At 35.0% G+C, this 14215-nt stretch carries 12 protein-coding genes and 1 pseudogene; 4 read left to right on the top strand and 9 right to left on the bottom strand.

Annotated features, from left to right (window positions below; all coding sequences use genetic code 11):
- Positions 1–58: 58 nt before the first annotated feature.
- The 5 genes from efp to KBP46_RS20150 form a co-directional block, all read right to left on the bottom strand.
- Positions 59–625 carry an elongation factor P gene (gene efp, locus KBP46_RS20170; protein WP_002977139.1) on the bottom strand — a complete coding sequence of 189 codons (567 nt, stop codon included), beginning with the start codon at positions 623–625 and terminating at the stop codon, positions 59–61.
- A gap of 84 nt (positions 626–709) precedes the next feature.
- Entirely contained in the window at positions 710–1504 is a 795-nt protein-coding gene (gene lpxA, locus KBP46_RS20165; RefSeq protein WP_062674059.1) for an acyl-ACP--UDP-N-acetylglucosamine O-acyltransferase, read from the bottom strand.
- Positions 1505–2902 carry a bifunctional UDP-3-O-[3-hydroxymyristoyl] N-acetylglucosamine deacetylase/3-hydroxyacyl-ACP dehydratase gene (locus KBP46_RS20160; RefSeq protein ID WP_034699159.1) on the bottom strand — a complete coding sequence of 466 codons (1398 nt, stop codon included), beginning with the start codon at positions 2900–2902 and terminating at the stop codon, positions 1505–1507. It lies immediately after the preceding gene.
- Positions 2895–3926, bottom strand: a complete 1032-nt coding sequence (lpxD, locus tag KBP46_RS20155) for a UDP-3-O-(3-hydroxymyristoyl)glucosamine N-acyltransferase (RefSeq protein ID WP_062674056.1) — start codon at positions 3924–3926, stop codon at positions 2895–2897. Before lpxD ends, KBP46_RS20160 begins: the two co-directional genes overlap by 8 nt.
- A 71-nt stretch (positions 3927–3997) precedes the next feature.
- Positions 3998–5095: an HD domain-containing protein gene (locus KBP46_RS20150; RefSeq protein WP_253297099.1), complete on the bottom strand. Its 1098-nt coding sequence runs from the start codon at positions 5093–5095 to the stop codon at positions 3998–4000.
- A gap of 365 nt (positions 5096–5460) precedes the next feature.
- Here KBP46_RS20150 and KBP46_RS20145 point away from each other — a divergent pair, with 365 nt between their 5' ends.
- The 4 genes from KBP46_RS20145 to KBP46_RS20130 all read left to right on the top strand — a co-directional run bounded on the left by KBP46_RS20145 (position 5461) and on the right by KBP46_RS20130 (position 10130).
- Positions 5461–7101 carry a S41 family peptidase gene (locus tag KBP46_RS20145; protein ID WP_216444007.1) on the top strand — a complete coding sequence of 547 codons (1641 nt, stop codon included), beginning with the start codon at positions 5461–5463 and terminating at the stop codon, positions 7099–7101.
- A gap of 132 nt (positions 7102–7233) precedes the next feature.
- Positions 7234–8778 (top strand): bifunctional response regulator/alkaline phosphatase family protein, encoded by a 1545-nt coding sequence (locus KBP46_RS20140; RefSeq protein WP_062674050.1) that lies wholly within the window; start codon positions 7234–7236, stop codon positions 8776–8778.
- A 122-nt stretch (positions 8779–8900) separates the two neighbouring features.
- Positions 8901–9278 (top strand): MliC family protein, encoded by a 378-nt coding sequence (locus KBP46_RS20135; RefSeq protein ID WP_216444006.1) that lies wholly within the window; start codon positions 8901–8903, stop codon positions 9276–9278.
- 87 nt (positions 9279–9365) lie between these two features.
- Positions 9366–10130, top strand: a complete 765-nt coding sequence (locus KBP46_RS20130) for an exodeoxyribonuclease III (protein ID WP_062674046.1) — start codon at positions 9366–9368, stop codon at positions 10128–10130.
- A gap of 70 nt (positions 10131–10200) precedes the next feature.
- Here the strand turns inward: KBP46_RS20130 and KBP46_RS20125 are convergent, their stop codons facing one another.
- The 4 genes and pseudogenes from KBP46_RS20125 to rimO form a co-directional block, all read right to left on the bottom strand.
- Positions 10201–10572 (bottom strand): septal ring lytic transglycosylase RlpA family protein, encoded by a 372-nt coding sequence (locus KBP46_RS20125; RefSeq protein ID WP_062674044.1) that lies wholly within the window; start codon positions 10570–10572, stop codon positions 10201–10203.
- Between the two features lie 564 nt (positions 10573–11136).
- The gene (locus KBP46_RS20120) at positions 11137–11844 is read right to left on the bottom strand and encodes a hypothetical protein (RefSeq protein ID WP_062674042.1); all 708 of its coding nucleotides are present in this window, start codon (positions 11842–11844) and stop codon (positions 11137–11139) included.
- A gap of 17 nt (positions 11845–11861) precedes the next feature.
- On the bottom strand, positions 11862–12404 hold the full coding sequence (locus KBP46_RS20115; RefSeq protein WP_148045396.1) for a hypothetical protein: 543 nt from the start codon (positions 12402–12404) through the stop codon (positions 11862–11864).
- Positions 12405–12845: 441 nt separating this feature from the next.
- Positions 12846–14146 (bottom strand): annotated as a pseudogene (gene rimO, locus KBP46_RS20110) (30S ribosomal protein S12 methylthiotransferase RimO).
- Positions 14147–14215: the final 69 nt, after the last annotated feature.

Genomic DNA, 14215 nt, shown 5'->3' with positions numbered 1-14215 from the left:
TTTTCTTATAAAACAAAATTCGGAATGCTGATGCAAACCGAATGTATGTAAATTTTATTTATTCTTTTACTCTTTCTAAGTAGCTTCCGTCTTCAGTGCTTACTTTAATTCTGTCTCCCGGTTCAATGAACAAAGGAACCATTACTCTTGCTCCTGTTTCAACGATTGCGTTTTTAAGAGCATTGGTTGCTGTGTTTCCTTTTACACCCGGATCAGCTTCGATAACATCAAGGTATACTGATTGTGGAAGTTCAGCAGAAAGTGGAGTTTCATCAGCTTCTTTCAAAATGATAGTCACTTCTTCACCCGCTTTCATAAACTGAGAGTTCTCAATCATTTCTTTGTTGATGTATAACTGAGAGAAATCATCATTGTTCATGAAATGAAATCCGTTCTCATCATCATACAGATACTGGAATTTTCTGGTGATTACTTTTACTTCATCAATTTTGTGTCCTGCAGAGAAAGTATTATCAATTACTTTACCGTTCGTCACTGACTTTAATTTTGTTCTTACGAAAGCAGGTCCTTTTCCCGGTTTTACGTGAAGGAATTCAATTACTTTATAAATATCATTGCTATATTCGATGCATAGCCCTTTTCTGATATCGTTACTTGTTGCCATTAATATATATTATCTTTTTTACTTAAATTGTATTGGCTGGCAAGCAAACAGGCAGATTTGCAAATTTGCTTTTTAGCATTTCTCTTAATTACTCTCTTTACCGGTTCCGTATCCTTTTACGATACCTCTTGGTGAATTTTGAATAAATTGTAAGATTTCATCTCTTTCAGCCGTTGGAAGCATTTCTTTTTCAATATGGGAAATAGCCTGGGAAACGTTCATCTTCATTTGGAAGATTGCTCTGTAGATCTTCTGAATTTCAAAGATCTTTTCATTCGTAAATCCTCTTCTTCTTAAACCAACAGAATTAATACCAGCATAAGACATAGGTTCTCTTGCTACTTTTACGTAAGGTGGAATATCTTTTCTTACCAAAGTACCTCCGGAAATCATTACATGTTTTCCGATTTTACCGAATTGGTGAACCGCTGATAAACCTCCCATTACTGTATAATCACCAATCTCGACGTGCCCTGCAATACCACAACCGTTTACGATGATAACGTGATCTCCGATAACACAATCATGTGCAATGTGTGAAGTAGCCATAATAAGACAGTGAGCACCTATTTTAGTATATCCTAAAGCCTTTGTCCCTCTGTTTACAGTAACACACTCTCTGATTGTCGTTTCGTCACCGATAATTACCTGGGTATCTTCACCATCAAATTTCAGATCCTGGGGAATTGCAGAGATTACAGTCCCAGGGAAAATCCTACAGTTCTTCCCTATTCTTGCTCCATCCATGATGGTTACATTGGGACCAATCCATGTTCCTTCTCCGATTTCTACGTCCCCTGCAATTGTAGTGAAAGGTTCTACGATTACATTTTTGCTGATTTTCGCACGTTTATCTACGGCTGCTAATTGATGAATCATTTAATCAACTTTATTTTTTGCAACTTGAGCCATAAGCTCTGCTTCTACTGCTACAGTGTCTCCTACATATCCATACCCCTGCATATGAACAATTCCTCTTCTGATAGGCTCTATCAATTCAATTTTGAATATAAGCGTATCTCCCGGAATTACTTTTCTTTTGAATTTCACCTTATCAATTTTAATGAAATATGTAGAATAGTTTTCAGGATCCGGAACGCTGGCTAATACAAGAATTCCTCCTGTCTGTGCCAATGCTTCTACCTGAAGAACTCCAGGCATTACAGGCTCTTTAGGGAAGTGTCCAACGAAGAAAGGTTCGTTCATTGTTACATTTTTCAACCCTACTACATGAGAGTCTGAAAGTTCAAGAACTTTATCAATTAATAAGAACGGAGGTCTGTGAGGCATAAGCTTCATAATTCCGTTGATATCGAATACCGGTTCTTTTGTCAGGTCAAAATCCGGAACGTTTTTCTTTTTCTGCAATTTCCACTGGCGGTTTAGTTTTTTCGCAAACTGGGTATTCACAAAGTGTCCCGGTTTGTTAGCAATAACTTTACCTTTTATTTTTACACCTGCCAAAGCAAGGTCACCGATTACATCCAGTAATTTGTGTCTCGCTGCTTCGTTAGGATAGTTTAAATTAAGATTGTCCAGAATACCGTTTGGTCTGATCGATACATTATCTTTTCCAAAGGCTTTCTTTAATTTTTCTGTGGTATCAGGAGTAAGATCTTTATCTACATATACAATAGCATTGGAAATATCTCCACCTTTGATCAAACCATGATCTAAAAGCATTTCCAATTCATGCAGGAAGCTGAATGTTCTTGCTGATGAGATTTCGTCTTTAAATTCTGAAATATTTTTAAGAGTAGCATTCTGAGTACCTAATACTTTAGTCCCAAAATCTACCATAGTAGTTACTTCGTAAGTATCTGATGGAATGATGGTGATTTCCGAACCTGTAGCCGGGTCACTGTACGTAAGAACTTCTTTTACCACAAGATATTCTCTTGCAACCGTTTGTTCTGCGACTCCTACACTTTCGATGGCTTCCACAAAATATTTTGAAGACCCATCCAAAATAGGAGGTTCTGAAGCGTCCATTTCTAAAATTGCGTTATCAATATCACAACCAACAAGGGCTGCTAAAAGATGTTCGCAAGTGGTAATTTTTACCCCTAACTTTTCTAATGTAGTTCCTCTTTCAGTTGCTACAACATAATTTACATCAGCTTCTACCTGAGGATGTCCCTCCAAGTCTGTTCTTACAAATACAAAACCTGTATTTTCTTTAGCAGGTTTAATGGTAAGTTTTACTTCTTTACCAGTATGAAGGCCAATTCCAGAAAGAGTTACCTCTTGCTGAAGTGTTTTTTGCATATCACTCATTAGTATTATCTTTTGAGTTATTCTCAAGATTATTTATTCTATTTACTATTCCAGGCAAGTTCCTGAAATGAACATAACTCCTTAAATAGTCATTGTAACTGATTGCTGGTGAACCGTACAAAGTTTCTCTGTCATTAACACTGGAATTCACTCCACTCTGAGCCTGAATCTTCACCTGGTTTCCTATTTTGATATGTCCTACGACACCTACCTGGCCACCAATCTGATTCCAGTCTCCGATAGTAGTGGAACCTGCAATTCCTGCCTGTGCAGCAATTACGTTGTTCTGACCAATTTTCACGTTGTGGGCAATCTGAATCAGGTTATCAATCTTAGTTCCTTTTCCTATTATTGTAGAGCCTATTGTAGCTCTGTCGATACTACAGTTTGAACCAATTTCTACATCGTCTTCAATAATCACATTTCCAAGCTGTGGTATTTTTTTGAAGCCGTCAGCTGTTGGCTGGAAACCAAAACCGTCACCTCCGATTACCGTATTGGAATGAATCACGCAGTTATCTCCAATAATACAGTAGTCATAAATTCTGGCACCACTGTCTATTTTACAGTTTTTACCAATTTTTACACCTTTTCCTATATATACATGTGGATAGATTTGTGATCCTTCCCCGATCTTAGCTTTCTCGGAAACATAGGTAAATGCTCCGATATACGCTTTATCTCCTATGACAGCAGTATCATGAATAGACGAACCGTTTTCAATACCTTCTTTTCTTCCCTGCATTTCCTGATATAAATTCATCAGAATCTGAAAAGAAAGATAGGCATCTTTTACAACGATTAAGGTAGGGTTATAATGATTTTTCTCCAGAAGTTTTTCCGAAACGATGATAACAGAGCATTTTGAGCTATCCAAAAAATGAGAAAATCGATCTTGTGCTATAAAAGAAAGATGTCCTGATTCCCCATTTTCAATTGGTGAAACTCCTGTAATAAGTGCATTCTCGTCACCTATTATTTTTCCGTCAATAAAACTTGCAATTTGCGAAGCTGTAAATTCCATATTCTGCAAAGATAAGAAATTCTATAATTTGCAAACATGTTTTAGTTTCAGATCGTAAATTTTAATATTCTTTAAGAGTCCAGTTTGGATATATCTCTTGGAAACATAAGGATATAGCGGGTCGTCTTATTCACAATTAATCCCGATAAAAGCTGATCTTCCGACTCATGCAGCCTTGTTCTTCTCCCATTTTTATGTAGTAAATAAATAGGTTGTTTCTCTGCATGATATGGCAATAATTTTCTTTTAATTTCATGAACCAATTCATTACCATTATTGATTCCGAAAAGTTCATTACTCTTTTTTATTTTTTCCTCAATTATTTCCTGGCCAAAAGGATGTGATGAAATAATTGTTTTAGGCAAATTTCTCTGAATTACACATTTACACCAGTATGACAATACAAAATCTTCTGAATTCTGCCATTCTTTCATGGCCTGAATTACGTCATTATCATCAAGCTGAGTAAATCTTTCTACATCTTCATCCGTTGCAGCACTTTTTTCACGGTATAAGAAATATTTCAAATTATCTGTTGCAGGAAGTTCTGCTCCCTGTGAAATCAGATACTTTGCTCTTTCAAGGATTTTAACTAAAAGAAACTCTGCCAAAGCTGAAGTTTTATGATAGTACACCTGCCAGTACATGAACATCCTGGCTGTCAGGAAATTTTCAATGGAATAAATCCCTTTTGCATCAATCACCAGTTCGCCTTCTTCACAGACATTCATCATAGAGATGATTCTCTGGGTATTAATATTTCCTTCTGAAACTCCTGTAAAAAAACTGTCCCTTTTTAGGTAGTCCAAACGGTCAACATCCAGTTGGGAAGAGATCAGCTGGTTAAAAAACTTTCTGTGATACTTCCCCTGAAACATTTCAATAGCCATGGATAGTTGGCCCTGGAATTTCTCATTAAGCTTATTCATGAGCAGCAAAGAAAGATTCTCATGATGCCAGTCATCCATCAGCATACTTTCCAATGCGTGTGAAAACGGACCATGACCGATATCATGCATCAAAATGGCCAGCATCGCTCCTTTTTCTTCTTCCTCAGAAATTTTCACTCCTTTCTGCTTCAATGTTTCTAACGCTGTAAACATCAAATGCATTGCTCCAAGAGCATGGTGAAACCTTGTATGGGTAGCACCCGGGAATATCAGATTCAAAAGTCCGGTCTGCCCGATTCTTCTTAATCTCTGAAAATAAGGATGCTCAATGATATCAAATAAAATTTCGTGTGGAATTTTGATAAACCCGTGAACAGGATCGTTGATGATTTTAGCTTATTCTGCATTGAAACTTCAGTATTAGTAAACAAAGTTAGGCATTTTAAAATTTAGCCTCTTATTAAATTACTATTAAGATATTGGAATAAGACGATGACCTACCGAATATTTTTCATCAAAAACATCATCATATCAACTTTAGAAATTCCTTGGCATCTATTTTTTATCAATTCAAGATTTTTTGAAAACCTTTTGCGCCTGTTATATTAAAGGATTATCTTTGAGAGAAAACACGACAACCTTTAATGAGACGCTTCTCGCTTTTCCTATTTTTATTTTTAAGTTTAAACTTTTCCGCACAAATAATCACCGAGACCCAAAAGCTGGAATCTCTTTGCAGGGTTTGGGGATTCTTAAAATATTACCATCCTAACGTTGCAAAAGGAAATCTGAACTGGGACAAGCAGCTTTTTCAAAAAATCAATGAGCTTGAAAATATTAATGATAAGGAATCTCTCAATATTCTTTATTCTCAATGGATTGAAAGTCTCGGAGAAATTCCACAATGTAATGAATGTGCAGTACAAGATCAGAAAGTTTATTTTCTCAAAAACTTTGACCTACGCTGGATTGACAATTCGCAAATTTTCTCCGATGATGTATCTCAAAAACTTCGTTACATTGAAAAAAACAGAAATCTTGGAGACAATCATTATTTTGGAAAAGGAGGAAGAAAAATATATTTCAGGAATGAAAAATCCTATGGTTCTCAATTTACTTCCAAAAGAAATGGTTTACTGGAGCTATTCAGATATTGGAATTATGTAGAATATTTCTTTCCTTATAAATATGAAACTGATCAGAACTGGAATGATGTCCTTACAGAAATGATTCCCAAATTCCTAATGATTGATAATGACGAGAATTTTCACCTGGCATTAGCAGAACTGGTGGCTAAAACGGATGACTCACACGCTTATATTTCGTCAAAAGAAATTCAACTTAGTTTGTATGGTCAAAGAAAAGTTCCGGTAGAATATACTTATGCTGAAGGAAAACTAGTGATTACAAAAGTTAACGACACACGATCCAGACATAAAAGTACTCTGCATCCGGGAGATGTCATTTATGATATTGAAGGAAAAACCATCCCGCAAGTGATCAACAGTTTAGCCAAATACACACCCGCTTCCAACTCATGGGGAAAGGTTAGTAAAATAAAAGATAAACTTCTCTTCAGCAAGAATGATTCTATTTCCATAAAGATTGAAAGGAATGGACAAAACATAGAAATAAAAACCCGAACGTATCTCATTAAGGATATTATTCACGAAAAAATACCTGTCTCAAAAAAATGGAAATTTATGGATGATGAAAAGAAAATCGGGTATGTGAATATGGGAATTATAGAAAAGGAAGATATTGACGAAATGTACAGTAGTTTAAAATCCGCAAAATCCATTATCTTTGATCTCAGGAATTATCCAAAACAAACGATCATTCCCTTAAGTTACCTTCTTCTTCCCAGCCCCTCAATCTATTATCAATTTACTTTTCCTGACACCACCTATCCCGGGAAATTTTACAGCAGAAAAAATGTCACCGGCAGAAAGAATCCTGAATACTATAAAGGAAATGTAATCGTTTTAGTAGATGAGAATACGCAAAGCCAGGCAGAAACTACAACCATGATGTTCAAACAGCATCCGAAAGCGAAAATTATCGGAAGTAATACTTCGGGAGCCAACGGAGATGTGATTATGTTTAAAATTGCCAACCTTGATACACGGTTTACAGGTTTGGGTGCTTATTACCCGGATGGCAGAGAAACCCAAAGAATCGGAATTATTCCTGACATCTTCATAAAACCAAGTGTAGAAGGGATAAAAAACGGAAAAGACGAAGTATTGGAAAAGGCTTTGGAATATATAAAAACGACTGATTAAGTGAAGTGAAAATGTGAATTATTCTACGCTATTTTCATTTAACTTATATTTAACTTTTAATCTTTCGAATTTGTGAGATTTTAAAAGGATTTGGTCAACATTTTGATACAATAACCATGTAAAAAATAAATTATGTCAGAAAAGATATTATGGATAGATGATGAAATAGATTTACTTAAACCTCATATCGTATTTTTAGAAAAGAAAGGTTATCAGGTAACTCCTGTTAACAATGTAAATGAGGCTTTGGAGCTTATGGATTCAGAGAAATTTGCTTTAACGCTAATTGATGAAAATATGCCCGGTATTTCCGGTCTGGAGGCAATTCCAATGATCAAGGAAAAAGATAACGCCTTAAAAATCGTCATGGTAACCAAAAGCGAAGAGGAACACATTATGGAAGAGGCTATCGGTTCCCAGATTGCCGATTATATATTAAAGCCTGTAAACCCTAATCAGATATTACTTTCCCTAAAGAAAAACCTTCAGCAGGATAATCTTGTTGAACAAAAAACGATTCTACAATACCAGCAGGAATTCAGAAATCTTTCCATGGAACTTTCTTACCTGAGAACGTATCAGGAATGGGCTGAATATTATAAAAAGATCCTTAGCTGGGAAATCAAATTTGATAAAGTAGCAGACAATGAATTCGCGGATCTGCTGCAGTCTCAGAAAGAGGAAGCTAACATTCAGTTTGCCAAGTTTATTGAGAAAAATTATGAAAACTGGCTTACAGATTCAGATAAACCGATGATGAGTCACACACTTTTCAAGGAAAAAGTAAAACCGGAAGTGGAAAAAGAAAAGGTTCTTTTACTGATGGTGGATAATCTTCGTTACGATCAGTGGAAAGTGATTGAACCTTTATTTACAAAATACTACAATAAAGTTTCAGAAGATTATTACTACAGTATTCTTCCTACGGCAACACAGTATGCGAGAAACTCTTTCTTTGCAGGATTAATGCCGTCTGAGATTGAGAAACGCTTCCCTGATAAATGGTTCAATGATAATGAAGAGGGAAACAAAAATGAATTTGAACGTGACTTTCTGGAAGATCAGATGAAGAGAATTGGTCTCGGTTCAAAATCTATGAAATACCTTAAAGTACTGAACGCTGATTTTGAAAGAAAGATTTATGATGATTTCAATCAGCATAAAAATAATGATCTTCTGGTCATTGTCTATAACTTTATTGATATCCTGTCACACGCGAAAACAGATAATCATATTGTAGACCAGCTGATTCGTGATGATAAGACTTTCCGTTCCCTTACCTTCAACTGGTTTGAAAACTCTTCTTTATTGAAGATCATTAAGGCAGCTGCAGAAAACGGATATAAGCTGGTGATCACAACAGATCACGGTACTGTATATGTTAAAAAGCCAAGTAAAGTGGTAGGAGACAGAGAAACTTCTACGAATATCAGATATAAAACAGGTAAAAGCTTAACGTATGATGACAGTGATGTATGGGCCATTACCAACCCGGAAAAGCTTTTCCTTCCAAAAGGAAACCTAAGCTCGAAATATATTTTTGCTAAAAACAATATATTCCTGGCGTATCCTAAAAATTACAATCATTTTGTTAATTACTATAAAGAAACTTACCAGCATGGAGGAATTTCACTTGAAGAGTGTATTATCCCTATCAGCGTATTAGAACCCAAGTAGTTTTTTTCATAGTTTATTTAATTTTGGGTTAAAGGCGGAAAAAATCGAATGATTTTTTCCGCCTCTTTTTTTAAGGCATTCATTTTGCATACTAGAAGACAACCTTAAATAAATATAATCTTATGAAAAAACACATTTTTATTGCAGCAGCATTCTCAGCATTATTTTTAACCTCATGTAATAAAGAAAAGACAATAACAGATTCCACTCCCGCTTCTGTAGATAGTGTTGCATCCAAGCCATCTGATTCAGCAGCTGTTTCAGGAACTCAGGATGAAATTGTAAAAAGTACTTCGAAAGACAGCAATGGAAAAACGTTGGATATGACTTTCAATAATACCAAAAATACAGCTACGGTGGTTTTCAACAATGAAACAATTGAACTACAGGGGCAAAAGCCTGCATCAGGAATATGGTACAAGAATGATCATTATGAGCTAAGAGGTAAAGGTGAGGAAATAGAATTGACAAAAGACGGTAAAACTGTTTTCAAAAAATAAAGACCTTACTAACAATATAAAAAGTCGGCTTTGAAATTAAAGACCGGCTTTTTTATTTCCCTACATTTGAAAAAATTTATTTTGTTTATGAGATTAATCACTTACAATGTCAACGGAATCAGAGCTGCTTTCACAAAAGATTTTCTGGGCTGGCTGAAAATTGCAGATCCGGATATCATCTGTATTCAGGAGAGTAAAGCAGGAAACGATCAGATAGATATCGAAAGTCTTGAAAAATTAGGATATCACAGTTATTGGCATTCTGCAGTAAGAAAAGGTTACAGTGGAGTCGGAATTGCTTCAAAAATAAAGCCTAATCATGTAGAGTATGGTTGTGGTATAGAAAGCTATGATAATGAAGGAAGAATCATCCGTGCCGATTTTGACGGATTTTCTGCAATATCCGTATACGTTCCTTCTGCATCTAATATTGAAAGACTGGATTTTAAAATGCAGTTCTGCCATGACTTCCTTGAGTATATCAAGAATTTAAAAAAAGAAATTCCTAACCTTGTTATATCCGGTGATTTTAATATTTGCCATGAAGCTATCGATATTCACAACCCTGTCGGTTTAAAAAATGTTTCAGGATTTCTTCCCATGGAAAGAGAGTGGATGACCAGTTTTATCAATGAGTGTGAACTGATTGACAGTTTCAGATTCTTTAATAATGAACCGGATAATTATACATGGTGGAGCTACCGACAAAATTCAAGGGAAAGAAATAAAGGCTGGAGGTTAGATTATAACTTCACTTCCTACAGTTTAAAAGATAAGCTTACAAGGGCTGTTATTTTAAAGGAAGCTGTACATTCTGACCATTGTCCTGCTCTATTGGAATTAGATGTATAATCAATGCTATATTTATCCATACAAAAAGCCAGCTGAATCAGCTGGCTTTTTTTTAATTTAAATCATAAAATTAATCGACAATTTCATATTCGACCGGAATAGTACCATGGTTGATATCTCCGATCTCATCGAACGCAGCTTTAGACATGTCTAAAGATCTTGATGAATGGTAAGGCCCTCTGTCATTAATTCTCACTATTACCTCTTTACCATTTTTAAGGTTGGTTACCTTAACGTTTGTTCCAAATGGAAGCGTTCTGTTTGCCGCAGTGAATTTTGAGTTATCAAAGATTTCTCCGCTGGCAGTTTTTCTACCGTTAAATTTATCGTGGTAGTACGATGCATAACTTGTTTTTTTCGCATCTAAGGCATTACTTGTAAAAGAGTAAACACCTAGGGTTGAAATCATCATTATGATTACGAGAATGAATCTTTTCATCATTTTGAACTTTTATTGGTTTTGACGGAGCAAATGTATCAGGAATCTTTATAAAACCCTATTCAATATGTTAAAAATAGTTAATAAAAATACAACAAAATGTTAAAAATCACTGTAACCCCTTATGGATAGGGCATTTAGATTACCATGTTAAAAAGTGTTAAAAAAATACCTGAAAAGTTAACATAATTAACTAATTTACACATAATTTAAAATTTGAAAATACAAAACACTCTGAAAATCAATTTATTAAAAAATACCTATTGTTAAGATTTTAATCCAATAAAATAATTTTAAATTTAAAATTCTTAAATCCAGGATTTGAAGAAAATGACTATCAGAAGATGGTAAGCCCTATCCTGTCAAATTTCTGAATTAGATTTTAACATCTATAGATAGTGTTAAAATTTCAAAGCTTGATCTTACTTAAAAAATAATAGCCGGAAATTTTAAAAAATTATCTCCATATCATTTATCATCATCAAAAATAAAAGAACCTCTCATCTCTTAAAAGTAAAAAACCAATGATTTCTCATTGGTTTTTTGTTATGTAATTAATAAATTTCTTTATTTTAAGTATTCTAGTACATAATCATATGTTCCACTAGGATACACTACAGACATACTTGGAGATCCTGTAACAGCAGCTCCGGTAGATGTATCATATGAATACAATTCTCTGGAGTATACTGTGTTAGTTCCTGCTTTATAAATAGTAATTCCGTACATAGCAGTAATTCCGGAAGGAGCAGGAATTGTTACTGCAGTAGTTGTACCGTTTGCAGCAAAAGTTCCTTTTATACCATAAATCTGTGCATTATTTACTTGTCTGTTTGTAACAGTTTCAGTAGTAAGGATATTTTCTTTACCACTACCACCTAATGGCAACCATTGCCCGGAAGCAGAAGAGAATGCTGGTGTTGGAGTAGGATTACTGAAATAGTAAAAACCTACACTGACAGGTTGATTACCAATACCAGAACCTGTAGCAGGAGTAGTACCCGCAACAGAGTTATATACGATCATACCATCATATGCTGTAGGAAACTTTAATGCATTGGTTACCTGTGTAACAAATGTAAAAGTAGTTAAGTTTGTTCTAGGAACAGATAAACCTTTTCCTAAGTTGTTGGATGAAGGGAAACTTGAAGCATCTAAGTAAACTGACTCTCCACCTATGGTTGCATTAATTGTATTATTTGTTTTGATCTGTGCATTAGAAAAGATACCCACAGCTAACAATACAAGAGCAGAAATTTTTTTATTTGTGTTCATTTCACTATTATTTTAAATTATAAACTTGTGCAATACCATGCACCACTGATGAAAGTATACTCTAATGCCGAACCTGATACTGCCGGCGAAGTAGTTGTACTAGAGTGAACACCAGTAACACTAAATCCAGCACCACCTGTAGCATCAACAATTCTGAATTTATCTCCGGCAACTGAAGTTGCTACTGGAGGAGCTGCAATAGTTACATTCGTAGTTACCAACATTGATTCATTCTTGTTAATAGAAGTCGATTGTGAAACGTTAGTATATCCAGTAGCTGTAACAGCACCAACCATAGGCTTCCATTCAGGAACTGAATTATCAAAATAATAGAATCCAGGGCCAGTAATTTTAACTTTTCTTGCACCTGTACCTGTTCCGGAAGTAATGTAAACAATAGCTCCGTTTTGAGGCGCAGCATATGTTCCACTAGTATCATCCTTAGCGGATAATTCTGCTGCTGTCATACGAGGGACTAGTAAGGCATCAGGTCTAGCATTGTCTGTAGTATTTGCTACTACGTCTAATGTTGCGGCAGGTGTGGTTGTGTTAATCCCCACTCGCCCCTGTTGAGCCTTAGAAACGGCCGAAAGGCCAACAAGCATAATTGCTGTTAATAAAAATTTTTTCATAAGTTTTTAAAGATTTTTAATTACATTTTTTTCATCAATATTTCCAAAAAAGAAGATACATCTCAACTTGTGAACACTGAATTAAAATAAAATATTCAAATAACTATTTCAATTAATTTTAGGGTTTATTTCAATGATTAACTTGCTGAAATCACATGATTTAAAAATATTGCTTCTTGCGCAAATTTAAGACATAATTTTCGATTTTAAATACATTATAATGGAAAATTAAAAAATCTTAATTACACAAAATATTAACAAATTGATTATCAATTAAATAAAAACCTACTACCGAGAAAATTCTATGTTAATTTTCGTTAATGAGTCAGCTTGAAAAATGCTATTTTTAACTGATTAATAAGCGTTTAGCTAAACCAATTCTCCGTATAAGTCAAATTCTTCAGCGGAGGTAATTTTAACATCTGCAAATTCACCAATAGAAATATAAGTATCTTCTGCTGAAACCAAAACAGTATTATCAACATCCGGAGAATCATACTCTGTTCTTCCGATGAAATAATTTCCTTCTTTACGGTCAAAAATACATCTGAATACTTTACCTATTTTTTCCTGATTCTTTTCCCATGAAATCTGAGACTGCAGCTCCATTATCTCTTCTACTCTTGCTTCTTTTACTTCCTGTGGAATATTATCTTCCAAAACATGGGCAGTAGTGTTTTCTTCGTGAGAATAGGTAAAGCATCCTAATCTGTCAAACTTCTGCTCTCTTACCCAGTCTTTAAGCTCCTGAAATATCTCTTCTGTTTCTCCAGGATATCCAACGATAAGCGTTGTTCTGATCGCCATATCAGGAACTTTCTCTCTGAATTTTCCTAAAAGGGCATCTGTTTTCTCATGGGTAGTTCCTCTCTTCATAGATTTCAGTAAGTCTGAATTGATATGCTGAAGAGGAATATCGATATAGTTACATACTTTAGGTTCTTCGCGGATAATATCAAGAACATCTTCAGGGAAACCGCTCGGGAAAGCATAGTGAAGACGAATCCATTCTATTCCTTCTACTTTTACCAATTCTTTTAAAAGATCGCCCAATGCTCTCTTTTTATAAAGATCAAGACCATAGTAAGTAAGATCCTGAGCAATAAGAATTAACTCTTTTGTCCCTTTTTGGCCAGTTTCTGAGCTTCTGAAACCAGTTTTTCGATGGGTGTCGAAATATGCCCTCCTCTCATCAATGGGATTGCACAGAAAGAACAAGGTCTGTCACAGCCTTCGGAAATTTTAAGGTATGCGTAATGTTTTGGAGTTGTTGTTAATCTTTCTCCTACCAGTTCGTGTTTATAATCTGCTCCAAGATGCTTTAAAAGTATCGGAAGATCTCTTGTTCCGAAATATTGGTCTACATCCGGAATTTCTTTTATCAAATCCGGTTTATATCTTTCAGATAAACATCCTGTAACGAATACTTTCTCGACCTCACCTCTGTTTTTAGCATCAACATAATCAAGGATGGTATTGATAGACTCTTCTTTCGCATTATCAATAAATCCGCAGGTATTGATGACCACAATGTCCCCACGGTCTTCGTGAACCACTTCTTTGCCATTGGCCTTCAGCTGGCTCATTAATACTTCAGAATCATATACATTCTTGGAGCATCCAAGAGTGACTACATTGATTTTCTTCTTCCCTACAGATTTTGTACGCATCGTTTTGATTTTGAGTCTGCAAAGATACAAAATATTGGAGAGTTAGGATTAAAAAATAAAAACCACTTT

Source organism: Chryseobacterium sp. PCH239 (assembly GCF_018924625.1).
GTDB lineage: Bacteria > Bacteroidota > Bacteroidia > Flavobacteriales > Weeksellaceae > Chryseobacterium > Chryseobacterium cucumeris.
Note: the sequence above shows the minus strand (reverse complement) of the source record. Positions and strands in the feature narration are given on the sequence as shown.